General features: G+C 67.9%; 19 protein-coding genes. 14 read left to right on the top strand and 5 right to left on the bottom strand.

Annotation, left to right across the window (positions count from 1 at the left end):
* Positions 1–3: 3 nt before the first annotated feature.
* Positions 4–1620: an EAL domain-containing protein gene (locus ABE543_RS02615; RefSeq protein ID WP_065182542.1), complete on the bottom strand. Its 1617-nt coding sequence runs from the start codon at positions 1618–1620 to the stop codon at positions 4–6.
* 226 nt (positions 1621–1846) lie between these two features.
* Between ABE543_RS02615 and cycA the strand changes: the two genes are divergently transcribed.
* The 4 genes from cycA (at position 1847) to ABE543_RS02595 (ending at position 7631) form a co-directional block, all read left to right on the top strand.
* The gene (cycA, locus tag ABE543_RS02610) at positions 1847–3220 is read left to right on the top strand and encodes a D-serine/D-alanine/glycine transporter (protein ID WP_164151019.1); all 1374 of its coding nucleotides are present in this window, start codon (positions 1847–1849) and stop codon (positions 3218–3220) included.
* A gap of 61 nt (positions 3221–3281) precedes the next feature.
* Positions 3282–4058 carry a lytic transglycosylase domain-containing protein gene (locus ABE543_RS02605; RefSeq protein WP_346475252.1) on the top strand — a complete coding sequence of 259 codons (777 nt, stop codon included), beginning with the start codon at positions 3282–3284 and terminating at the stop codon, positions 4056–4058.
* Positions 4059–4190: 132 nt separating this feature from the next.
* Positions 4191–5543 (top strand): hypothetical protein, encoded by a 1353-nt coding sequence (locus ABE543_RS02600; RefSeq protein WP_346475251.1) that lies wholly within the window; start codon positions 4191–4193, stop codon positions 5541–5543.
* A gap of 9 nt (positions 5544–5552) precedes the next feature.
* Positions 5553–7631 (top strand): gluconolaconase, encoded by a 2079-nt coding sequence (locus tag ABE543_RS02595; RefSeq protein ID WP_346475250.1) that lies wholly within the window; start codon positions 5553–5555, stop codon positions 7629–7631.
* Here ABE543_RS02595 and ABE543_RS02590 read toward each other — a convergent pair.
* On the bottom strand, positions 7609–8013 hold the full coding sequence (locus ABE543_RS02590; protein WP_065175397.1) for a YciI family protein: 405 nt from the start codon (positions 8011–8013) through the stop codon (positions 7609–7611). The genes ABE543_RS02595 and ABE543_RS02590 overlap by 23 nt on opposite strands.
* A 183-nt stretch (positions 8014–8196) precedes the next feature.
* Between ABE543_RS02590 and ABE543_RS02585 the strand changes: the two genes are divergently transcribed.
* The 9 genes from ABE543_RS02585 (at position 8197) to ABE543_RS02545 (ending at position 15497) form a co-directional block, all read left to right on the top strand.
* The gene (locus ABE543_RS02585) at positions 8197–8610 is read left to right on the top strand and encodes a YciI family protein (RefSeq protein WP_111186600.1); all 414 of its coding nucleotides are present in this window, start codon (positions 8197–8199) and stop codon (positions 8608–8610) included.
* 51 nt (positions 8611–8661) lie between these two features.
* A complete protein-coding gene (locus tag ABE543_RS02580; RefSeq protein WP_065182537.1) occupies positions 8662–9084 on the top strand; it encodes a VOC family protein in 423 nt (140 codons plus the stop codon).
* A gap of 38 nt (positions 9085–9122) precedes the next feature.
* Positions 9123–9533, top strand: coding sequence for a VOC family protein (locus ABE543_RS02575; protein WP_193396624.1), 411 nt, complete (start codon positions 9123–9125; stop codon positions 9531–9533).
* A 30-nt stretch (positions 9534–9563) separates the two neighbouring features.
* Positions 9564–9920 carry a DUF1428 domain-containing protein gene (locus ABE543_RS02570; protein ID WP_053518847.1) on the top strand — a complete coding sequence of 119 codons (357 nt, stop codon included), beginning with the start codon at positions 9564–9566 and terminating at the stop codon, positions 9918–9920.
* A 45-nt stretch (positions 9921–9965) separates the two neighbouring features.
* On the top strand, positions 9966–11234 hold the full coding sequence (locus tag ABE543_RS02565; RefSeq protein WP_346475249.1) for a sigma-70 family RNA polymerase sigma factor: 1269 nt from the start codon (positions 9966–9968) through the stop codon (positions 11232–11234).
* A 54-nt stretch (positions 11235–11288) separates the two neighbouring features.
* A complete protein-coding gene (locus tag ABE543_RS02560) occupies positions 11289–12938 on the top strand; it encodes a M28 family metallopeptidase (protein ID WP_346475248.1) in 1650 nt (549 codons plus the stop codon).
* A 162-nt stretch (positions 12939–13100) separates the two neighbouring features.
* Entirely contained in the window at positions 13101–14363 is a 1263-nt protein-coding gene (locus ABE543_RS02555; RefSeq protein WP_053518853.1) for a histidine kinase, read from the top strand.
* Entirely contained in the window at positions 14353–15120 is a 768-nt protein-coding gene (locus ABE543_RS02550; protein WP_346475247.1) for a LytTR family DNA-binding domain-containing protein, read from the top strand. Before ABE543_RS02555 ends, ABE543_RS02550 begins: the two co-directional genes overlap by 11 nt.
* Before the next feature lie 32 nt (positions 15121–15152).
* Positions 15153–15497, top strand: a complete 345-nt coding sequence (locus tag ABE543_RS02545) for a hypothetical protein (RefSeq protein ID WP_053518860.1) — start codon at positions 15153–15155, stop codon at positions 15495–15497.
* Positions 15498–15536: 39 nt separating this feature from the next.
* On the opposite strand, the gene ABE543_RS02540 is transcribed toward ABE543_RS02545, so the two are convergent.
* Both ABE543_RS02540 and ABE543_RS02535 read right to left on the bottom strand, forming a co-directional pair.
* A complete protein-coding gene (locus ABE543_RS02540) occupies positions 15537–16151 on the bottom strand; it encodes a hypothetical protein (RefSeq protein ID WP_053518857.1) in 615 nt (204 codons plus the stop codon).
* A gap of 331 nt (positions 16152–16482) precedes the next feature.
* Entirely contained in the window at positions 16483–18594 is a 2112-nt protein-coding gene (locus tag ABE543_RS02535; protein WP_346475246.1) for a M13 family metallopeptidase, read from the bottom strand.
* Positions 18595–18881: 287 nt separating this feature from the next.
* Here ABE543_RS02535 and ABE543_RS02530 point away from each other — a divergent pair, with 287 nt between their 5' ends.
* Positions 18882–21833: an EAL domain-containing protein gene (locus ABE543_RS02530; protein ID WP_227255456.1), complete on the top strand. Its 2952-nt coding sequence runs from the start codon at positions 18882–18884 to the stop codon at positions 21831–21833.
* 66 nt (positions 21834–21899) lie between these two features.
* On the opposite strand, the gene ABE543_RS02525 is transcribed toward ABE543_RS02530, so the two are convergent.
* Positions 21900–22781, bottom strand: a complete 882-nt coding sequence (locus tag ABE543_RS02525; protein WP_197600636.1) for a LysR family transcriptional regulator — start codon at positions 22779–22781, stop codon at positions 21900–21902.
* Positions 22782–22813: the final 32 nt, after the last annotated feature.

The raw sequence follows: 22813 nt of genomic DNA, 5'->3' as shown, positions 1-22813 counted from the left end.
CGCTTACGGCAGTGGCTCCTGTTCGATCGGTACGCTGCGCGGGTTCTGCATCTGTTCGCGCGCTGCGCCGTAGCGCTGCTGCCGCTTGTGGTGGAACGCCACGAATTCGTCGCGTGGCAGCGGCCGGGAGAACAGCCAGCCCTGCCCGAACTGCACCTTCTGACCGTGCAGATAGGCCAGCTGCGCTTCTGTCTCCACGCCTTCGGCCACGACCCACAGGCCCAGCTCGCGCGCCATGCCGATGATGTGCGGGGTGACCGGGCTGGTGGCACTGTCGGTGCCGATCGCATCGACGAAGGACTTGTCGATCTTCAGCGCATCCAGTGGCAGCTGTGCCAGGTACTGCAGGCTGGAATAGCCCACGCCGAAATCGTCGATGGCGACGCTGTGCCCGGCGCGGCGTGCCGCGGCCAGCATCGTGCGGGCGCGGTCCAGGTCGAGGAAGCCGCGCTCGGTGGCCTCCATCCAGATCTGCTGCGGCAGGATGCCGCTGCCGGTCATGTGCTTGGCGATCATCTTCAACGCGCGGCCGCTGCTGATGTCTTCGGCCGCAAGGTTGATCGCCACGTGCGCGCTGCGATCGCCGACCAGCAGTTCGCGCAGGTCGCGCACCACGTTCTCGATCACCAGATCGGTGACATCGCCGATCATGCCGGCCTCTTCGGCCAGCGGAATGAACAGGTCCGGACGCACCTGGGTGCCGTCCGGACGCTGCCAGCGCACCAGCGCTTCGGCGCCCACGCAGATGCCGGTGTCCAGTTCGATGATCGGCTGGTAATGCAGGTACAGCTCGCGACGGCGGATGGCGGTGGCCAGTTCACCCCGCAGCGACAGCCGGCGGCGCGACAACCAGATCACCAGGCCGGCACCGGCGGCGGCCAGCAGCACGCCCAGCGGCACGAACAGCCACGCCTGCTGGCGGAAGCTGGCGGTGAGCGCGGTCCGCGGGGTGGTGGCGATGGCCAGCCATTCTTCATTGCGAGCGGTGGCGTACAGCGTGTTCTGGTCCAGACCAATGCCGGGATCGCGCAGCAGGCTCTGCAGCAGCGCCGGATCCATGTCGTTCTGCCGGGCCAGCAGGCGGCCGTCGGGGCTGGCCAGGGCCAGCCGCACGTTCGGATCAACGATGACATCGACGAAGCGGCGGGGATCGACCAGTACGTCGTAGGAGCCATACAGGATCGACAGCACCTTGCGGCGGCCGCTGGTCTCGGGACGCACATCGACCGCGATGCCGGCGCCGTCGCTGGTGACGTGGTCCGGCCTGGGCTGGTTCACGTCGGACAGGAACGGCCCCCATGAGGTGCACCGCAGTTTGCCGCCTTCGAAATAGCCCAGCTGATCGGCCGAAGGGGTGGTCATCACCAGCGTCTGCATGCGCCGGATGTGCTCCGGGCTGCAGGCGGGGAGTGCGGTGGCCTCGGCTGATTTCAGTGCGGCCAGTGCTTCCTGGTAGGACAGGTCCGCACGCCGCAGGGTGCGTTCGGCGATGTCATGCAGGCGCTGCTGCTCCACGCTGACGGCGCGGTCCCACGTGGCGTAGGCCATGACGGCGATGGGAATGGCCGCCGCCAGCAGCGCCAGCGCGGTTCCCCCGATGATGATCCGCAGTCGGCTCACGTCCGGGGCTCCAGCAAGGCAGGCAGGGCAGGGCGCATGGTCGGGCCGATCCTTGGGCAGATGCGGCTATCTGAGCATGCCGCCGCGCCGGGCGGAATGGGACGAATCAGGTATTCGGTCACATTGTGGTGAAAGCGGCCAACTTTGCCGGATTCAGCCCGTCCCCAGCTGGCGCAACCGGCCCGGGAGGACTACCGTCGGACGCTTCGCCCGCCGATTCCGCGCCATGACCGACCCTGCCCAGCCCCCCGAACATCTGCGCCGCAGCCTGTCCAACCGCCACCTTCAGCTGATTGCCATCGGCGGTGCCATCGGCACCGGTCTGTTCATGGGATCGGGCAAGACCATCAGCCTGGCCGGGCCGTCCATCGTGTTCGTCTACCTGATCATCGGCGCGATGCTGTTCTTCGTCATGCGCGCGATGGGCGAACTGCTGCTGTCCAACCTGCAGTACAAATCCTTCATCGATTTTTCCACCGATCTGCTCGGGCCCTGGGCCGGCTTCTTCTGTGGATGGACCTACTGGTTCTGCTGGATCGTCACCGCCATCGCCGATGTCATCGCCATCGCTGCGTACGCACAGTTCTGGTTCCCCGGCCTGGATGCGTGGATTCCGGCACTGATGTGCGTGCTGTTGCTGCTGGGGCTGAATCTGGTGACAGTGAAGCTGTTCGGTGAGATGGAGTTCTGGTTCGCGCTGATCAAGATCGTGGCGATCTGCGCGCTGATCATCACCGGCGCCGGCCTGGTGGCGTGGGGCTTCACCTCGCCCAGCGGGCACACCGCCTCGCTGGCCAACCTGTGGAACGACGGTGGCATGTTCCCGATGGGACTGGTCGGCTTCTTTGCCGGTTTCCAGATCGCGGTGTTCGCCTTCGTCGGCATCGAGCTGGTGGGAACCACCGCCGCTGAAACCGCCGACCCGGAGCGCAACCTGCCCAAGGCGATCAACTCGATCCCGGTGCGCATCATCATCTTCTACGTGCTTGCGCTGGTGGCGATCATGGCAGTGACGCCGTGGCGGCAGGTGGTGCCGGACAAGAGCCCGTTCGTGCAGCTGTTCGTATTGGCCGGGATCCCTGCCGCCGCCAGCCTGATCAATTTCGTGGTGCTGACCTCGGCAACGTCCTCGGCCAACAGCGGCATCTTCTCCACCAGCCGCATGCTGTATGGCCTGGCGGAAGAAGGCCACGCGCCGCGCGGCCTGTCGAAACTGTCGCGCGCGGCGGTGCCGGCCCGCGGGCTGCTGTTCTCCTGCCTGTGCCTGCTGGGCGGCACGCTGCTGATCTACCTGATCCCGAATCTGGTGACCGCCTTCACCCTGGTGACGACGCTGGCGACGGTGCTCTTCATCTTCGTCTGGTCGCTGATCCTGGTGGCTTACATGGTCTACCGCCGCCGTTACCCGCAGCGCCACGAGGCCTCGATCTTCAAGATGCCCGGTGGCGTGGCGATGTGCTGGGCGTGCCTGGTGTTCTTCGCGGGCGTGCTGGTCCTGTTGAGCCTGCAGGCCGATACCCGCCAGGCCCTGATCGCCAGCCCGGCGTGGTTCGTGCTGCTGGGCGTGGGCTACGCGCTGCGCGGCCGGATGGCCCGCTAGGGGCGCGGCCGCCACCGCATTCACCCATCGTTAGCGGGGGCGGCCGGATGATCCGGCCGCCATGACCCGCCGCCCCGTCCTCGCTGCGCTGATGCTGCTGTCCCTCCTGTGGGCCGGGACGGCGGCTGCGCGCACGGTGTACCGCTGCGTGCAGGGCAACACCGTCAGCCTGGCCACCGCGCCGGAACCCGGTTCGCGCTGCACCGCGCGAGATATCGACGACAACGCCATCCAGACCCCGAACCTGTGGGGCAACATGGGGGTGTTCAGCGGCGTGCTGTACGAACGTGAGCAGGACGGCCGGCTGGTCTATTCCACCCGCAATCTGCCGGGCTCGCGGGTGTTCCTGAAATTCACCGTGGCCACGCCGCCGGGCGAGCCTGCGCATGAGGGCCTGGGCCGGGTCGGCAAGCCGCAGCTGGCACCGCACGCGCGGCAGTTCAGGGTGGCAGCGAAGGCGACCGGTGTTGATGATGCCTGGCTGCGTGCCATCGCCCACGCAGAAAGCAACTTCGACGCGCTGGCGGTGTCCAGCAAGGGCGCCCAGGGCGTGATGCAGCTGATGCCCGAGACCGCACTGGAGTACGGGGTGAGCGACCCGTTCTCGCCACAGCAGTCGATCGACGGTGGCGCGCGCTACATGCGCGCGCTGCTGCGCCGCTACAACGGCGACCGCACGCTTGCCGCGGCCGCGTACAACGCCGGCATCGGCGCGGTGACCCGCTACAAGGGCGTACCGCCCTACGCGGAAACGCTGGCCTACGTGGACAAGGTGATGGCGTTGTACACGCGCTATCGCGAGGCGATGGGCATCCGCATCGAGGTGCCGGCAAAGTAGCCACTCGTCGGACGGTGATTGTGGGCGCCCCTCGGCCGCGGCAGGATGGCGCTGCACGGGTGGGCGGGGAGCGCCGGCCCGGGCGTCGAGGGACGATCCGGCCTGCAGCATCGAATCCACAGGGGGATGTGCATGAAGCCTATCAGGAGCGTGGTCGCGGCATTGTTGTTCGCGATCGCATGCAATGGCTGTGCCAGCAAGAACGTGTTGTATCGCGATGCCGAACGACGACAGGACGCAACCGCGCTGTTCCTGGACCGTGAAGGAAGTCTCTACCCCGCAGCCAGCGTGGCGGTGCCGGTGCAGCAGATGCTGGAAGGGGCACGCCCGTCGTCGGCGGAGTTCGCGACGCTCCGGCATCTCTACCAGCAGTCGGCAGTGCCAGGTGCCGCCTCGGCAGCGGCGTGGCGCAGCCTGCTTGCCGATACCGGGGTGACGCCCGACGCCGCCTTCACTGACACCTGGCAGCAGATCCAGCAGGTGCTGCGTGCGCGCGCCTCGCAGCAGCTGGATCGTGCTGCGGAGGACGGCCGTGTGGTGGTGCTGCTGGTGCACGGCTACAACAACGACTACCGCGAGGCGGCCGCCTGGTACGAACGGGTGGAGCGTGATTTCCGCGAGCGCGGGGCGGCCAGCGGGCAGACGTTGTCATTCGTGCGCGTGTACTGGGATGGCATGCATGGCAACGCGTTCCTGATCTGGGGGGCCGCCCAGCTCAACGGGCCCTACGTGGGACTGGAGCTGCGCAGGGTGCTGGCGGGTGTGGACAACACGGACATGCCGCTGCGGGTGTTCACCCACAGCTCGGGTGCGTACGTGATGAACAACGCATTGGGCAACGGCTCTTCGCCGCTGCGCGGCATGCAGGACGCTTACTACCGTCGCGCTGCCGGTCTGGATGGCTATGGATTCCCGCCGCTGCGCAACCTGCGCATGGCCATGCTGGTGCCGGCGCAGCCGCCGACGGCGATGGCCAACTACCATCATCCGCGCCTGGAGCAGACCTTCGGCACGATCCCCGACCGGTTGATCCTGGGCCTGAGCCGGCACGATTTCGCCACCGGCAAGGGCCGCCGGCTGGGGTCGTGCAGGATGGCGGGCAACACCTGCATGGCCACCCACATCCGCTATTCCTGCGCAGCGGTACGGCGCTACCTGCGCAGCAGCGAATCGCACGGGCGAAAGCAGGTGTGGGCCGTCGCGTTTCCGCAGCCCGCGCTGAGATCGCATCCCCATGCGGTAGCGTCCTACATGCAGGATGGCGACTGGAAGCTGTTCGCGGACGCGCTGCTGCTCGACACCGCGCTGGAGCCGGCCAACCAGGCTGCGCTGTGCGAGCGCAGGGTAGGGCCGCTGAAGCACAGCGATGCCTGGCCTGACGAAATAAAAGTGCGCGCTGCAACAGCACCCGAGCGTGCGGCTGAGGCCGATGCGGGTTGGCATTGGTGGAACTACTGGCTAAGTTCGTCGCTCCCCGTTGAATGATGGAACACGATGGCGCGGCGATACTGGATGGCGGCGGTTGCGGTGGCAACCGCCGGTGCATTGGCGGCGACCTTCTGGCTGCCGGACGAACCCCACCCCGAGACACCTGCGGGACCGGCGCCGACGCCGCTGGCATGGACCGCGCAGATCGAACTGCTGGCCGGTGATGGCCATCCGGGCGATCGGGATGGCGCCTCCGCGCAGGCGCGCTTCGCCGATCCCTACGCGCTGCTGCGGCTGGCCGATGGCAGCGTCTACTTCACCGATGGCGGCGACAACAACCGCATCCGCCGCCGCCTGCCCGATGGCCGCGTCGAGACCGTGGCCGGGCAGGGCGAAGGTCGCGTCGATGGCCCGGCACTACAGGCACGCTTCCACACGCCGTCCGGCATCGCCGCCGATGCACAGGGCAATCTGTACGTGGCCGACACCGGCAACCATGCGATCCGCCGCATTGGCGTCGATGGCCAGGTGACCACGCTGGCCGGCGGCGAGCAGGGATACGCCGACGGTCCCGGCGCGCAGGCACGTTTCGATGCGCCGATGGGTATTGCGGTGGATGCGCAGGGGCAGATCTACGTGGCCGATACCTGGAACGACCGGATCCGGGTGATCGGCACCGACGGCAGTGTGCGCACCCTCGCCGGGGGCGATCGGCCTGGTTTCATCGACGCGGCAGGAGGCGAGGCGCGGTTCGATACACCGGTGGCGTTGGCCTTCGACGCGCACGGGGTCCTGCTGGTGGCGGATCTGTTCAACAACGCGGTGCGTCGTGTCGGTGCCGATGGCACGGTCAGAACGTGGGTCGGCAGTGGCGGGGTCATCAACGGGCCGCTGTCGCTGGCCGCGACCCATGATGGCGTGCTGTACGTGGGCGACCTTGAGGGACGCGTGGTGCAGGTCACCGCACAGGGCCACCAGATCGCACTGGTGGGCAATGACCGACTGCCGCGGCTGGCGCGCCCCAGCGGCCTGGCGCTGGATGCGGATGGCAGCCTGCTGGTGGCCGACGCGGCCGGATACCGGCTGCATCGGCTGCGGCCGCTGCCGGTGGGCGAGCTTCCGGCCCCTGCGCTGGTTGGACCCGCCGCTGATGCAGCGCTGCCGGACACGGCCGGGCGCTGGCCGCTGGCACCGCAGGAGGGCTGGCACGAAGTGGTCGGCACGCTGGGTGAGGTGCGGGGCAATTTCAGGGGTGAGAGCCGGCACCATCTGCACGGCGGCTTCGATGTGCGCGGCGATGTCGGCCAGACCGTGCTGGCCATTGCCGAGGGCAAGATCAGCAGCCCGGTGGCCAGCTGGAGCCTGGGCGGGCAGGGCGAAGGGCTGGCGGTGGACCGGCTGAAGTACATCCACATGCGGGTGGGCCGCACGCCGCGCGGGGAACCGTTCGACGCGCGCTGGCAGGCGCTGTATGACGACCAGGGCGCGCTGGAACGCATCCGCGTGCGCCGGGGCACGCGCATCCACGTGGGCGATCGCCTGGGCAGCATCAACAGCCAGGCGCACGTGCATCTGGCGGTGGGCACCAGCGGCTTTGAAACCAACGCGGTCGCGCTGGGGTTCCGCAACTTCGCCGATCACTTCGCGCCGCGCATCACCGATGTGGCGCTGCTGGACGCCAACGACCAACCGATGACGGCGGGGAGCGACGGCAGCGTGATGGTCGCGCGGCAGGGACGGGGCGTGCAGATCGTGGTCGAGGCCTGGGACCAGGTCGACAACAACCTGGCCCGGCGCAGGCTGGGCGCGTACCAGGTGGGCTACCAGATCCTGGATGCGGCCGGTCGGCCGCTGCAGGGCTACGAGCAGCCGCGCTGGAACATCGTGTTCAACCGCATGCCGCCGCAGAATGCCGCCGTAAAGGTTGCCTACGCACCGGACAGCGGCATCACGGTGCACGGCAGCGCCGTCACCCGTTTCCGCTACCTGGTCACCAACACCGTGCGCGATGGCCTGATGGAGACCGGTCGCTGGCAGCCGGCAGCCCTGCCGCCGGGGGACTACATCGTGCGTGCCAGCGTGCGCGACTACAGCGGCAACGAGGGCATCGGCAAGCGCGAGGTCAGAGTACGGCTGCTGCCATAGCGGGCGGGGCGCCGCAGCGCTCACGCTCGGCGTCCATGTCCTCCAGCGGGCGCACTTCGATGCTGCCGAACCGTGCCCACGGGAACTCGCGCGCGATGCGCATCGCCTCGTCACGGTCGCGCGCGACAATGAGATTGAAGCCGGCCAGCAGCTCGCGGGTTTCGGCGAACGGGCCATCCAGCACCCGGCTGTGGCCATCGCGGACACGCAGGGTCTGCGCGGTATCCACCGGCTGAAGCTTCTGCGCCAGCAGCAGCGTGCCTTCGGCCTGCAGCCTGTCGGCGTGGGCCAGGCAGTCGCGCATCAAGGTGTTGAACGCCTCGGTCGGCAGGGCCTGCAGCAAGGCAGGTTCGATGTAGATCAGAAGCAGGTACTGCTGCATGGCGCGATCCTGGCGGGGCGGGGCGGACCTGCATGATCGCGCAGGTTTGCGCCGGGGCATGTTGCAGCGCGGGAGACCGGTCCCCGGTCCCCCCAAAAAAAACTTTGAGAATTTGTCGATTCCCCGTCCCCTCGTTCGTTGTAACAGTGAAGGGCGCGCACCTGCGTCCCACGGGAGACCCACATGAAAGTCATGGTGATCGTCAAAGCCAACGCCGATTCCGAAGCTGGACGCCTGCCCAGCGAGCAGGAGCTGACGGCCATGGGCGCCTACAACGAACAGCTGGTTGCCGCCGGCATCATGCTGGCCGGTGAAGGCCTGCATGCCACCGCGCGTGGCCGCCGCATTCACTTCGGCGGCGGCGGACCGCAGGTCGAGAGCGGCCCGTTCGCGCCCGTCGCCGACCAGATCGCGGGCTTCTGGCTGTGGAACGTCCGCTCGCTCGACGAGGCCGTGGAATGGGCCAGCCGCGCCCCCTTTGGCAGTGGTGGCACGCTCGAGGTGCGCCCGCTGATCTCCGCCGAAGACTTCGGCGAAGCCTTCACCCCCGAATTACAGCAGCAGGAACAGCGTCTGCGCGAGCAGCTCGAAGGCTGAGCCCCGCCACGCCGCGAACACTCGACATCTTCAACCGAACGGAGCACCCCGATGAAACTGATTCCCTTCCTTGGCTTCAGCGGCCAGGCCCACGAGGCGATGGCCTTCTACGCCAAGGCCCTGGGTGGCCAGGTCACCTCGGAAATGAAGTACCGCGACATGCCCCCCTCCGACGGCTCGCCGGGGTGCAACGAGATGCCGGCCGACACCCTTGACCACGTGGCCCACAGCCAGCTGGAAATCGGCAGTGCCATCCTGATGGCCGCCGACGGCCCCGGTGCCGGCGAAGGCGGCTCGACCACCATCAATGTCGATGTCGACAGCATCGAGGAGGCCGAGCGCGTGTTCGCCGCGCTGGCCGATGGGGGCCAGGTGCAGATGCCGATCGCCGAGACGTTCTGGGCGCACCGCTGGGGCATGTTGACCGATCGCTACGGCAAGCCGTGGATGGTCAACTGCATGAAGCAGCCCTGATCGCCCGCCTTCTTTCCATTTCCCAGGGAACCTGAGCAATGAGCACACCGCAACCGCAGATGATCTTCGTCAACCTGCCCGTGCAGGATCTGGACAAGTCCAAGGCCTTCTTCGCCGCACTGGGCTACCGCTTCAACCCGGCGTTCACCGATGAGAACGCGGCCTGCATGGTGGTCAGCGACAGCATCTTCGTGATGCTGCTGGTCAAGCCGTTCTTCCAGCAGTTCACCACCAAGGCGATCGCCGACGCGCAGGCGCAGACCGAGGTGATCACCTGCCTGTCCGCCGACAGCCGCAACGCAGTGGACGTGATGGTGGACAAGGCACTTGCCGCCGGTGCCACTGAACCGCAGCCGGCGCGCGACTATGGTTTCATGTACCAGCGTGGCTTCCAGGACCTGGACGGACATCTCTGGGAAATCGCCCACATGGACGGCGAGCCGGGCTGAGCGGCCACGCCCGACGACAGGAGAACGCTCATGGCTTACGTCGATGCCTATGTGCTGCCGTGCCCCGAGGACAAGGTCGCGGCCTACCGCCGCCTTGCCCGCAAGGCCGGTGCGGTGTGGAAGGATCACGGTGCGCTTCAGTACATGGAATGCGTGGCCGACGACGTGGAACCCGGCACGTCGACCTCGTTCCCGCGTGCGGTGAAGGCCAAGCCGGGCGAGACCGTGATCGTGGCCTTCGTGGTGTTCCGATCGCGTGCGGCACGTGACCGCATCAACGCGAAGGTGATGGCCGATCCGCGCCTGGCCGGCATCGGCCCGAAGGACATGCCGTTCGATACCCGGCGGATGTTCTGGGGCGGTTTCAGGCCCATCGTCGAAGCGTGACTGCCGGTGCTTGTGCGGCGGGATCGTGCATGCTGTGATCGGCGCATGCACGAGCCCGCCCTGACCCAGCGCCTGGAGACTCTCTGGCGGATGGAATCGCCAGTGTTGATCGCGCGCCTGGCGCGGCTGCTCGGCGGTGATGTCGGCCGTGCCGAGGAACTGGCCCAGGACACCTGGCTGGCCGCGCTGGAGCGTTGGCCGGAGCAGGGCATCCCGGACAATCCTGGAGCCTGGCTGATGACCACTGCGCGCAACCGGGCCATCGATGTACTGCGCCAGCACCAGCGGGTGGCGCAGCAGCATGCGCAGTGGGGCGAGGCACTGCATCCGGCCGCGCTGCCGGCACCGGACGACAGCACCGCGCTGGAAGACGATCTTGGCGACGATCTGCTGCGCCTGATGTTCGTGGCGTGCCATCCGGTACTGCCCGCGGACGCGCGCGTGGCGCTGACCCTGCGCCTGCTCGGCGGGCTGACCACGAGCGAGATCGCGCGCGCGTTCCTGCAGCCGGAACCGACCATCGCCCAGCGCGTGGTGCGCGCCAAGCGCACGCTCGCGCAGAAGCAGGTGCCCTATGAAGTGCCGCGTGCCGAGGCGTTGCCCGCGCGCCTGGCCTCCGTGCTGGAAGCGATCTACCTGGTGTTCAACGAAGGCTACGCCGCCAGTGGCGGCGATGACTGGATGCGACCAGCGCTGTGCGAGGAGGCGCTTCGCCTGGTGCGCATTCTCGCCCACCGCATGCCGGCCGCCGCCGTGCTGGGACTGCTGGCACTGATGGAACTGCAGGCGTCGCGCGCCGCGGCGCGGGTGGATGCGCAGGGCCGGCCGGTGCTGCTGGACCAGCAGAACCGCGCACGCTGGGACTGGCTGCAGATCGAACGCGGGCGGCAGGCGCTGGCCCGCGCGCTGTCGGCCGGCGGTAGCGACGATCCCTACGTGCTGCAGGCCTGCATTGCCGAGTGCCATGCAACGGCGCGCCAGGCCGACCAGACCGATTGGGCACGCATCGCCGGGCTGTATTCGCGGCTGCTGCAGATCCAGCCTTCGCCTGTGGTGGCGCTGAACCGGGTGGTAGCCATCCTGCGCAGTGAGGGCGCGTTCGCTGCCTGGGCGCATCTGCAGCCGCTGCTCTCCGATGAGCGTCTGCGTGACTACGCACCGTTGCAGGTCGTCCGTGGTGAAGTGCTGCAGCACCTGGGTCGGGTCGAAGACGCCCGGCAGGCGTTCCAGGCCGCTGCCGCGCTCACCGACAACGTGCGCGAACGCGATCACCTGCTGGCGCGGGCCCATCCGACAGTGCCAAAAGCGCCTTAAATCCCTCGGGCCCCTTTTGTACACTCGGCTGGGATTTCCCTGCTGGAGAGAGCAATGAAGCGAGTAGCACTGGGCGTGCTGGCCCTGTCGGTGTCGGGCGCACTGATGGCGGCCACGCCGAAATTCGATGGCGCGCGGATTTCCGCCGACGTGAAGGAGCTGGCCTCGGACGCCTATGAGGGCCGTTCGCCGGCCACGGCAGGCGAAGCGAAGACGATCGCCTACCTGAGCAAGCAGTTTGCCGACGCCGGGCTGCAGCCGGGTGGCGACCTGAAGGATGGCAAGCGCCTGTGGACCCAGGCCGTGCCGCTGCGCAAGGGCGACATCGTGGGTACGCCGCAGCTGGCCCTGCATCAGGGCGACAGGACCATCGCGCTGGAGCAGGGCAAGCAGATCGCCGTGCGCGCGGCCATGAACGGCGCCAGCACGGTGGACATCAGCAAGGCGCCGCTGGTCTTCCTCGGCTACGGCGTGAAGGCACCGGAGCGCAACTGGGACGACTTCAAGGGCGTGGACCTGAAGGGCAAGATCGCGGTCGTGCTGATCAACGACCCGGACTTCGAGACCGGCAAGGGCGACTTCGACGGCAAGGGCATGACCTGGTACGGCCGCTGGCCCTACAAGTACGAGGAAGGCGCACGCCAGGGCGCGCTGGGCGTGCTGATCGTGCATGAGACCGCACCGGCCTCGTACGGCTGGGCCACGGTCGCCGGCTCCAACACCAACACCATGTTCGATGTGGTGCGCGACAACCCGGCCGACAGTCACCCTCTGCTGGAAGGCTGGATCCAGCGCGACCTGGCCGTGGACCTGTTCCGCGCGGCCGGCCAGGATTTCGAGGCACTGAAGAAAAAGGCGCAGCAGCGCGACTTCACGCCGATCACGCTGACCGGCGCCAGCCTGGATGCGAAGTATGCGGTGAAGACCGAGGTGATCACCTCGCACAACGTGGCGGCGCGGCTGGAAGGCAGCAGCCACCCGGACGAGACCGTGATCTACAGCGCCCACTGGGACCACATCGGCGTGGGCGAGCCCGATGCCCGCGGCGACCGCATCTTCAACGGTGCGCTGGACAATGCCAGTGGCACCGCTTCGCTGCTCGAACTGGCCCGTGGCTTCGCCAAGGGCAAGCAGCCGCAGCGCTCGCTGCTGTTCCTGGCGGTCACCGCCGAAGAAAAGGGCCTGCTGGGTTCGGAGTACTACGCGACCCACCCGTTGTATCCGCTGGAGAAGACCGTGGCGGTGATCAACATGGATGGCATGGCGCCGTTCGGCCCCTCGCGCGACTTCGGCATCTACGGTGCCGCGCGCTTCGAGCTGCTGGACCAGCTGAAAGAGGTGGCCAAGGGCTGGGACATCCGCTATACGCCCGATCCGAAGCCGGAAGCGGGCCTGTTCTTCCGCTCTGACCATTTCCCGTTCGCCAAGCGCGGCGTGCCGGCGCTGTCCTGGTCGGCCGGACAGGACTGGGTGGACGGGGGCGTGGCTGCTGGCAGGAAGGCGTCGGAGGACTACACCGCCAAGCGCTACCACCAGCAGGGCGACGAGTGGCAGCCGGACTGGGTGTTCGCCGGCGCCGCCCGCGACCTGGAGGTGCTGTACACCCTGGGCAACCAGCTGGCGAACTCGCGCAGCTGGCCGAACTGGAGCAAGGACGAATCGTTCCGCGCCGTGCGTGACGAAAGCGCGGGGCAGCGGAAGTAAGGGAAGGCGGGGCGCTGCCCCGCCCCCCCCCGGTAGCGCCGGGCCACGCCCGGCGTTTCCGTGAGGGGTTCCATCGCGGCTTTCCCGCACTTCGTCGCAGGCCGCTTGTCTGCCCGGCAGGCCGCCCTATGCTCGGCTTACCCCTTTCACCAAGGCGCCGCCGTGTTCGCCAGCCTCACTCTCATTTTCCGTCATCTGTTGGCCTGGGCCGCGGCGCTGGTCGTGGCCGGCATGGTCTGGAGCGGCATCTTCAGCGGCATGAACGATGGCCCGGGCTGGATCTTCGGCCTGCTGGCGATGTTCCTGATGATTACCGCGCTGGGCAGTGCGATCAGCCATGTGCGCCGGGTCTGGCTGGTGGCCGGGCGCCTGGACGCGAGCACGCTGTCCGGGCGCCAGCGTCGGCAGGTGGAACTGCCGATGGATGCCGGCCAGGCCTTTGCCGTGGTCGAGGCGGCCGTGGCCGAGCTGCCCCGGGTGGAGGACGTGGAAAGCGCGGCCGGCAGCCTGCAGGTGCGCGCCTACGTGCGCCGCGTCGACCCCTGGAACGGCCGCCAGCCCTCGCGCTGGAACCTGCCCGCGCGGCTGGCGATCAAGCGCAACGGTGTGCTGGCCACGGTCACGCCCGGGCAGGGCACCAGTACCGTCACCCTGCTGTTCGAGCCCGATGCGGGCTGGTGGGCCGATCTGCTGGCGCTGGACGAAGGCAGCAACTACGAGAATGCCGAAGCGGTCACCCGTGCGATCAGCCGTCGGGTGGCCGACCAGCGCCGCACCGAGCAGGCCGCCGCGGAGCAGACCCAGGTGGAAAAGGAGCTGTCGGTGGCGCGCCTGAACCTGCTGCACGCGCAGGTCGAGCCGCACTTCCTGTACAACACGCTGGCCAATGCCCAAGTGCTGACCCGCACCGATCCGGCGCGGGCCGAGCAGATGCTGGGGCACCTGATCCAGTACCTGCGCAGTTCGTTGCCGCAGGTGGACGAATCGATGTCGACCCTCGGCGTGGAGCTGGAGCGTACCCGCGCGTACCTGGAGATCCTGCGGATCCGCATGGGCGCAAGGCTCGCGGTGGAGGTGCAGGTGCCGCCGGAACTGCATGCGGTGAAGCTGCCGGCGATGGCGCTGCAGACGCTGGTCGAGAACGCGATCAAGCACGGCCTGGAGCCCAAGCCCGGAGGTGGAACGATCTGGATCCTGGCGCGCGGCTTCGACGACCACGTGACGGTGACCGTGGCCGATGATGGGCTCGGCTTCAGCCAAGGCACCACCAGTGGCACCGGCATCGGCCTGAAGAACCTGCGCGAGCGGCTGCGCCTGACCTGCGGCGAGCAGTCCGGCGTAGCGATCGTCGCCAATTTCCCCAGCGGCGTTGCTGCGACCATGACATTGCCGCCATCCAGCAAGGAGCGCAGCCATGCCGCTTGAAGCCCTGATTGCCGAGGACGAGGAACTGCTGCGGCAGTCGCTGGTGGACCAGCTGCGCCGGCTGTGGCCGGAGCTGAAGCTGGTGGCCGAGTGCGAAGACGGCGCCAGTGCACTGGAGCAGCTGGCCGAGAAGCAGCCGGACATCGCGTTCCTCGACATCCGCATGCCGGGCATCACCGGCATCGAGGTCGCGCGTGCATTGTCCGAGCTCAGCCCGCGCACGCAGGTGGTGTTCGTCACCGCCTACGACCAGTACGCCATCGATGCCTTCGAACAGGGTGCGATGGACTACCTGCTCAAGCCGGTCAGCGATGAGCGCCTGCTGGCCACGCGCGAGCGCATCCTGGCGCGGTTGCCCTCCACGCGCCACGATGATGCGGTGCTGGAACGCCTGCTGCAGCGTCTGGGACCGGGACAGAACGATGACCGCCCGCCGCTGGCGTGGATCACCGCCAGCAATGGCCGCGAGACCCAGCTGATCATGCTGGAGGACGTGGTCTACTTCCGCGCGGACAACAAGTACACCACCGTGATCACCGCCGCCGGCGAGAGCCTGCTGCGCACCCCGCTGCGCGAACTGCTGGAATTGCTCGATCCGCAGCACTTCCGCCAGATCCACCGCTCGACCATCGTCAACATGAAATCGGTCGCTGCGGTCAGCCGCGACGATACCGGGCGCGGTGTGCTGCGCCTGCGCCAGCGGCCGGAAACGCTGGTGGTCAGCCAGCCCTTCATGAGCCTGTTCCGCGGCATGTAGCCGCGACGTTGCATCTGCCCCGAGGAATGACCATGCCCCGTCTGCTGCTTGTGTGTGCTGTGCTGCTGGCACTGGCCGGCTGCGAAAAATCCAGTAATTCCTCGATTACCCGCGCGCGCGCCAACGGCGTGGACACGCTGTACAGCAAGGGCACCGTCGTCGATGGTCAGGCGCGGTTCCAATGCATCGCCAGCAGCAGTGGCAGGTGCCACTATCTCGTGCTGGATCCGGCCTGCAGCACCGAGGCCACCTGCGCCACGCCGCCCCTGCGGCGTTTTTCGGTGGCCGTAGGCCAAACCGAAACCATGCGAGGCCTGCCCGAGGGCTTCCACCAATGCGTCAGCCAGGACCCGATAGAACAATGCCACCGTGAGTGATCACGGTGGCATTGTGGACCCCCCCGTTTTCCGCAAGGGTCAGTAGGCAGGCTGCAGCGTCAGTTCGTGATGGTGTTCGGTTTCGCCTACATGGTTCAGCCGCCCGACCAGTTCGGAGTGCTGCTTCATCCGTCCGATCTCGGTCATGATGCGGATGTCCTCATGGCGCAGCTCGCGCCTGGCGGTGACCGCCTGCTTGTAGTCCAGCACTTCCGGGTAGTGCTCGGCCAGGTCCAGCGCCTCGGCCACATGCTCGACGCTGTCGGCCTTGGAACTGATGCGGGCCCGGCTGTTGAAGGCTTTCATCCAGCGCTCGAACCCGGCCTGCTGGTCGAACATGTTGGCCATGAACCAGATCACGAACAGGATCGAGACCCATGAGCCGAACACGATCACCACGCGGGTGAAGGTGATATGGAAGTCGTCACGCCACAGGTAGTTGGCGATCAGGCCCAGAATCACCAGCGACGCCGCCTGCCAGCCGATGATGGAGGCGATCAGCCACTGGCACTTGGCCTGGGCCAGCACCGCCACTTCATCGCGGATCTGCTGCTCGCTGAGATTGCGCCAGTGCGCGACCTGTTTGTCGAACGGGCTGCTGTAGAGCTCGTTGTCGCGAAGCAGAATTCCCAAACCCTTGAACAAAGCAATCATGGCTGGCTCCTTGTGGAACGTGCGTCGATCAGCGTTGGACGGTGTGGCGGGTTCAGTTCTAGCACTTCCAGCGAGCGGTGCAATGGGCGGAACGCCAAGCGGCGTAAGGGTCTTATCCGGCCGGGTGAAGTTTTGTGCGATGCAGCACAGTGCCCGCACCCTGCGACAGGATGTCGCAGGGTGAAACGTGCTGCGGGCGCACATGAAACCGGGGATGAGCAGGGATCCCGGCAATCGGCCTCGTCTTCGGCCTGAATCGGCACCGACCGCGCAGCCTGCCAGGCCCGGTGCGGATGAAAACGGGCGCCTCGCGGCGCCCGTTTCCCTCATCTCACCAGACTTTGACCCGCTTGTCGGGGGCCAGGTGCAGCTTCTGGCCCTCCTTCACCTCGAACGCCGGGTACCAGGCGTCGATGTTGCGCACGGTGAGCGCGCGGAACTGGCCCGGCGCGTGCACGTCGGTCAGCAGCGAATTGCGCAGCGCCTGCTCGCGGCTCTTGCTGCGCCATGCCTGGGCGAAGCCGAGGAAGAAGCGCTGGTCCGGGGTGAAGCCTTCCAGGGTCTGGCCCGGCTTGCCCTGCAGCGACAGCTGGTAGGCGTCGTACGCCGTTCCCAGACCGGCGACGTCGGCGATGTTCTCGCCCAGCGTCAGCTTGCCGTTGACGTGCACGCCGGGGAACGGCTCGTAACTGCTGAACTGGGCCGCGAGCGCGTCGCCGGCGGCGTTGAACTGCTTCAGGTCCTCGGCGGTCCACCAGTTGTGCAGCTTGCCGGTCTCGTCGAACAGCGCGCCGGCATTGTCGAACCCGTGGCTGATCTCATGGCCGATCACTGCACCGATCGCACCGTAGTTCACCGCATCATCGGCGGCTCCATCGAAGAACGGCGGCTGCAGGATCGCGGCCGGGAACACCAGGCGGTTCTCCAGCGGCACGTTCATCGCGTTGATGGTCTGCGGCAGCATCGCCCACTCACCGTGGTCGACCGGCTTGCCCAGCTTGGCGATGTTGCGCTGGTACTCGAACAGCTCGGCGCGCTGTGCATTGCCCAGCGGGTCGTCGCGGCGGATTTCCAGACCGCTGTAATCGCGCCATTTTTCCGGATACCCCATGCCCACGGTCAGGCCGGCCACCTTTGCCTTGGCGCTGGCCTTGGTCTGCGGCGACATCCACGACAGCGCGTCGATGCGCCTGGCGAACGCGGCGATGATGTTCTTCGCCATTTCGTCCGCGCGCTCCTTGGTCCTGGCGTCGAAGTGCTTCTCGACATAGCGCTTGCCGATGGCCTCACCGACGGCGTGGTTGGCATCATCCACCGCGCGCTTCCAGCGATCGCTCTGCTGTGGCGTGCCGCTCAGCGCGGTGCCGTGGAAGGCGAAGCGGGCATCGGCGAACTTCTTCGGCAGGTACGCCGCGGCGCGATCCAGCGCATGGAAGGCCAGGTAATCCTTCCAGACCTCCAGCGGCTCGGTGGCCACCAGCCTGGACAGGCCGGCCACCGCCCTGGGCTGCCAGACGATGAAGTCCTGCTGCTTGCCCAGTGCAGCGGCATCGAGGAAGGCGGTCCAGTCCATGCCCGGGGCCTTGGCGTTGAAGTCAGCCTGGGTCCAGGGGTTGGCACCCTTGGTCACGTCGTTGGTTTCTTCCTGGGTGGCGTGCGCCTGCGCGATCTTCGTTTCCAGCGCAACGATGCGCTGCGCCTTGCCGGCCGGGTCGGCGCTGCCGGCCAGCTGCAGGAGCTGCGCGATATAGGCCTGGTACTGCTTGCGCAGTTCGGCCATGCGGCCGTCGCCCAGATAGAAGTCGCGGTCGGGCATGCCAAGTCCGCCCTGCACCAGATACGGCGCGGTGCGGTCCGGCTGCAGCAGATCGACCGAGACCCACAGGCCGAACAGGCGGTCGGTGTAGAAGTTGGTGGCATTGAGCAGGTCGACATCGGCGCGCATGTCGCCGCCCAGCGCGCGGGCCAGGCCGGCCTTGTCAGTGATCGCATCGATCGCCTTCAGCTGCGGCTGCACCGGCGCGATACCGCGCTGCTCGATGCCGGCCTCATCCATGAAGGCGGCGTAGTAATCGCCGATCAGCTTGTCCTCGCCGCTGGCCTGGGCATTGCCGGCAGCGCCTTCGAGGATGGCGCGGGTGTCGGCCTGGGTCTTCTCCGCGATGACGTTGAAGCTGCCGAAGCGCGAGCGGTCGGCGGGGATCTGGGTGTTCTTCACCCAGGTGCCATTGGCGAAGCCGAAGAAATCGTCGCCGGCGGCGATGCTGCGATCCATGCCGCTGGCATCGAAGCCGAAGCTGCCCAGCATCGGCTTGGCGGCTGCGGGGGCGGATGCGGCCGGCGCGGCGGTACTGGCCGCCGGATCGGCGGCGCGGTCGCAGGCGGCCAGGGACAGGCTGGCAGCAATGGCCAGTGCCAGGGTGGGACGGGGCAGCTTGGACATGGACTTCTCTTGCGGCGGGAAAACGCCAAGTCTAATCCGCTCCGATGCGATGGGTCGCACCGTTGTGGCGCAAGGCTGTGCACGATCTGGCTGAACGCGGTGCGGCGATCTTCACGCCGTCACCGCCGTGGTGCATGCTGCATGCCGGACCCCTGCGCGGACGCAGGGCGGTGATCCGGCGTGGCGGGCCCGGCGGTCAAGAATGGCAGTCGCCGGCCGCTGAGGTCGGGGATGTGGAGGAATCGTTCGCGCATGAAGCCAGCCGACTGGACAGGGAACACCCACCGATGCCCGCGCTGAAACGCGCGTTGGCCCGGCCACTGCGCGCCATCACCTGGGGCGGGGTGGTGCTGGGCGTGCTGCTGGTGGCCGGTCTGGCGATGATGCTGGTCAATGACCATCATCGGCGGTTGGAAGCGGCGCAGCGGCAAAGCCGGGCACTGGCGGTCGGCAGCGAGCGCCTGCTGGCATTGCAGCTGCGTAATCTGGAGCGGGCGATGGGCGGCATTTCCGCCGACGCCGCCGAGCTGTTCCGGAGCGTGCCGGCACAGGCACCGCGGCTGCTCGATGCGGCCGTGGCCGGCGTGCTGCAACGGCACGCCGAGCTGCACAGCATCGTGGTGCTAGACAGCTACGGACGTGCGCTGACCGCGGGCCAGGGCGACCTGCAGCTGCCCCTGTGGACCGATCCGCAACGGCGCGGCCCTGGCAGTGCGCTGTACATCGGGCCGCCGCAGCGGGGCAGCGATGATGGCTGGGTGGTGCCGCTGGCGCTGCCGCTGGACGACGACCGCTGGCTGCTGGCGCGCCTGCGCTGCGGCGAACTGCAGCGCATCATCGGCGGGCTGGACGTGGGCCCGAACGGCCTGGTGTCGATCAGTGATGCCGAAGGCTACATGCTGGCGCGCGTGCCCGATCCGCATGGCACGGTCGGCCACCGCTACGCGCTGCCCGGGCGCGATCTGCTCGGCAGGCAGGCGGTGATCGAACTGGGGAACGTGCCCGGCGTGGTCGATGGCGTGCCGCGCATCACCACCATCAGTACGCTGGAGCGCAACCCGCTGGCGGTGCAGGTGGGCCTGGCCGAAAAGGACGTGCTGGCGCCGTGGTGGCCCTACCTGCAGGCATCGGTGGCCATCGTGCTGGTCTATGTGGCCGTGCTGCTGGTGCTGTTGTTCGCCGTCCGGCGAACGATCCGCCGGCAGCAATCGATGGCCGAGGAACTGCAGGCCGGCAATGCGGAACTGCGGCTGGCCCACCAGGTCGGGCGGGTCTGCACCTGGTACGTCGATGAGGACGCTGCACTGCTGCGCTGGTCACCGCTGGCACGCGAGATCTTCGGCGTACAGACCGACGCGCTGCCGGTGGCCGATTTCTTTGCCCGGGTGCACCGCGATGATGCCGCACGGCTGCAGAAGGCGTTTGACCAGGCATTTGCCGGCAACGCGGTGATGGATGAGGTATTCCGCCTGGTGCTGCCGGGGGGGGCGGTGCGCTGGGTCGGCGCGCGGGGCCAGCGCGTGCCGGTGGCCGATCGCCAGCGGCGCATGATCGGCGCGCTCACCGATCTCAGCGAGCGGTATCAGGCCCGTGAACAGATGAACCAGGTCGAACGGCGCTTCCGCCTGCTGTTCGACCGCAATCCTGCGCCGTTCTGGGTGTTCGATCCGGACACGCTGCGCTTCATCGAGGTCAACGATGCGGCCGTGCGGCAGTACGGCTACAGCCGTGAGGAATTCCTCACCATGAGCATCCTCGACATCCGGCCGCGGGAAGGGTGGGACGAGGTCAAGGGAGCCATCGCGCGGGCGCGCGTGGGCGACCTTCCCGATGCTGCCGTGCGCCTGCACCGGCGCAAGGATGGCAGTGTGTTCGAAGTGCGCGCGCATTTGTCCCGGCTGGATTTCGATGGCCAGCCGGCCTGCCTGGTACTGGCCGAGGATGTCAGCGAGCGGATGGCCTATGAGCGCGACCTGGCTTACCAGGCGCGGCACAACCCGGCGACCGGGCTGCTCAACGTGCGCGCGCTGACCGAGCAGCTGGATGCCCAGGCGGAGGGCTATACCATCGCCTTCGTGCAGCTGCGTGGCCTGCAACTGGTGGCCGACACGCTGGGCCGGGAGATCGGCGATGCGGTGCTGCAGTCGATGGCCTCGCGCCTGGCTGTGCTGGCGGCACGTTACGGCGCGCTGGCCTTCCAGCCGGCGGAAGATTTCGTGTTCGCCATCGGCGCCGCGCATGACACCCGGCGCGTACTCGACGATCTGCTGCAGATCGTGTCGGCACCGATGCGTGGCAAGGATTCGCTGCACCAGTTCGAGCCGCGCATCGGCGTGGCGGTGCACACGGCAGATGATGGCCACAGCGCCGAGCAGGTGATCGGCATGGCGGCACAGGCGGCGCACGCCGCGCGCGCCGAAGGGGATGTGGTGGCCTGGTTCGACGCTGCGGTGACCACGCGCCTGGCTGATCGCCTGCGCCTGGCCGGGCGCATCCATGCGGCGATCGACAGCGAGTTCCAGCTGTACTTCCAGCCGATCCGGCACGCCAGCGACGGCAGTCCGGCGGCACTGGAGGCATTGCTGCGCTGGCCGCAGGCCGATGGCAGCTTCATTCCTCCCAACGAGTTCATCCAGCTGTGCGAGGACACCGGCCTGATCCTGGCCCTGGGGCGCTGGGTGATCCGTGCGGCGGCCCAGGCGCAGCGGCGCCTGGTGGAGGCGGGTTGGGGCGATCTGCCGATCGCGGTGAACGTGTCGGCCGTGCAGTTCTTCAACAGCGACCTGGTGGCCGAGTTCACCCGTGCCCAGCAGGACTTCGGCCTGGCCCGCGGCGCGCTGCATGTGGAGCTGACCGAGAGCAGCCTGATGCGCAAGCCGGCGCAGGCGATGCAGACCATGCAGCGCCTGCACGAGCAGGGCATCTGCGTGTCGCTGGATGATTTCGGTACCGGCTACTCCAGCATGTCCTACCTGCAGCACCTGCCGCTGGACATCCTCAAGATCGACCGCAGCTTCGTCGCCGACGTGGAGACCAATCCGCGCAACGCATCGATCTGCAGGGCGCTGCTGTCGCTGGGCCACAGCATGGGCCTGACCATCATTGCCGAAGGCGTGGAAACGCCGGGGCAGCTCGACTGGCTGGCCGCGCACGGCTGCGACCAGGTGCAGGGCTACCTGCTGGGACGTCCGGCCCCTCTGGAGCGGATCATCGGCATGCTGGACGAGGTCGCTGTCTAGCCCATGTTGCGGCTCGCCGGGCACGGCCTTGCGCCCGCGTGTCACGGGTGTTGTCCGGTGGTGCGGTCAGACCCCGGCCTCCACCAGGTAATCGATGAAGCTGCGTACCTTCGGCGCGAGGTGGCTGCGACTGGTGTAGACGGCGAAGATGCCGATCGGCGCCGCTTCCCAGTCCGGCAGGATGCGCACCAGGCGGCCGTCGGCCAGCGCCTCCTGGAGCAGGAAATCCGGTTGCAGGATCACGCCCATGCCAGCAATGGCCGCCTCGCGCAGCACGTCGCCGTTGTTGGCGCGCAGCACGCTGTTCACCGTGACCTGGACGTCGCCTCCGGGGCCGTGCAGTGGCCACTGGTCGCCGCCGGCCCAGTAGCTGTAGCCCAGGCATGCGTGATCCTGCAGTGCCTGCGGCGTGGCCGGCGTGCCGTGCGCAGCCAGGTAGGAGGGCGCCGCGCACAGACTGATCCGCGATTCGCCCAGGCGACGCGCGATCAACGTGGGCCCGGGCTCGCGGGTGATGCGGATGGCCACGTCGTAGCCTTCTTCGACCATGTCCACCAGGCGGTCGGACAGGGCCAGGTCCAGTTCCACCTGCGGGAACCGCTCGCGGAAGCCGGCCAGCAGCGGGCCGAGACGGGCGATGCCCCAGCTGACCGGCGCATTGATGCGCAGCAGACCGGACGGTTCCAGTGCCTGTGCGCCGATGCTGGCCTCCAGTGCGTCGAACTCCGCCAGCAGGCGCACGCACTGCGCGTAGTACGCGGCGCCGGCACTGGTGGGGCTGACCCGGCGGGTGGTGCGGTGGAGCAGCCGCGTCGACAGGCGCTTCTCCAGCGCCGCAACCTGCCGGGTGACGCCGGCGGTGGACAGATCCAGTGCCTGGGCGGCCGCACTGAAGCCGTTGCGCTCGACCACGGCCACGAACACACGCATGGCGTCCAGAGTGTCCATTGTTGCGCCTTATGAAATAAATACGGTCGAAT

The organism is Stenotrophomonas sp. TWI169, from assembly GCF_039674705.1.
GTDB classification, from domain to species: domain Bacteria; phylum Pseudomonadota; class Gammaproteobacteria; order Xanthomonadales; family Xanthomonadaceae; genus Stenotrophomonas; species Stenotrophomonas maltophilia_P.
This window is presented reverse-complemented; position numbering and strand designations above follow the sequence as displayed.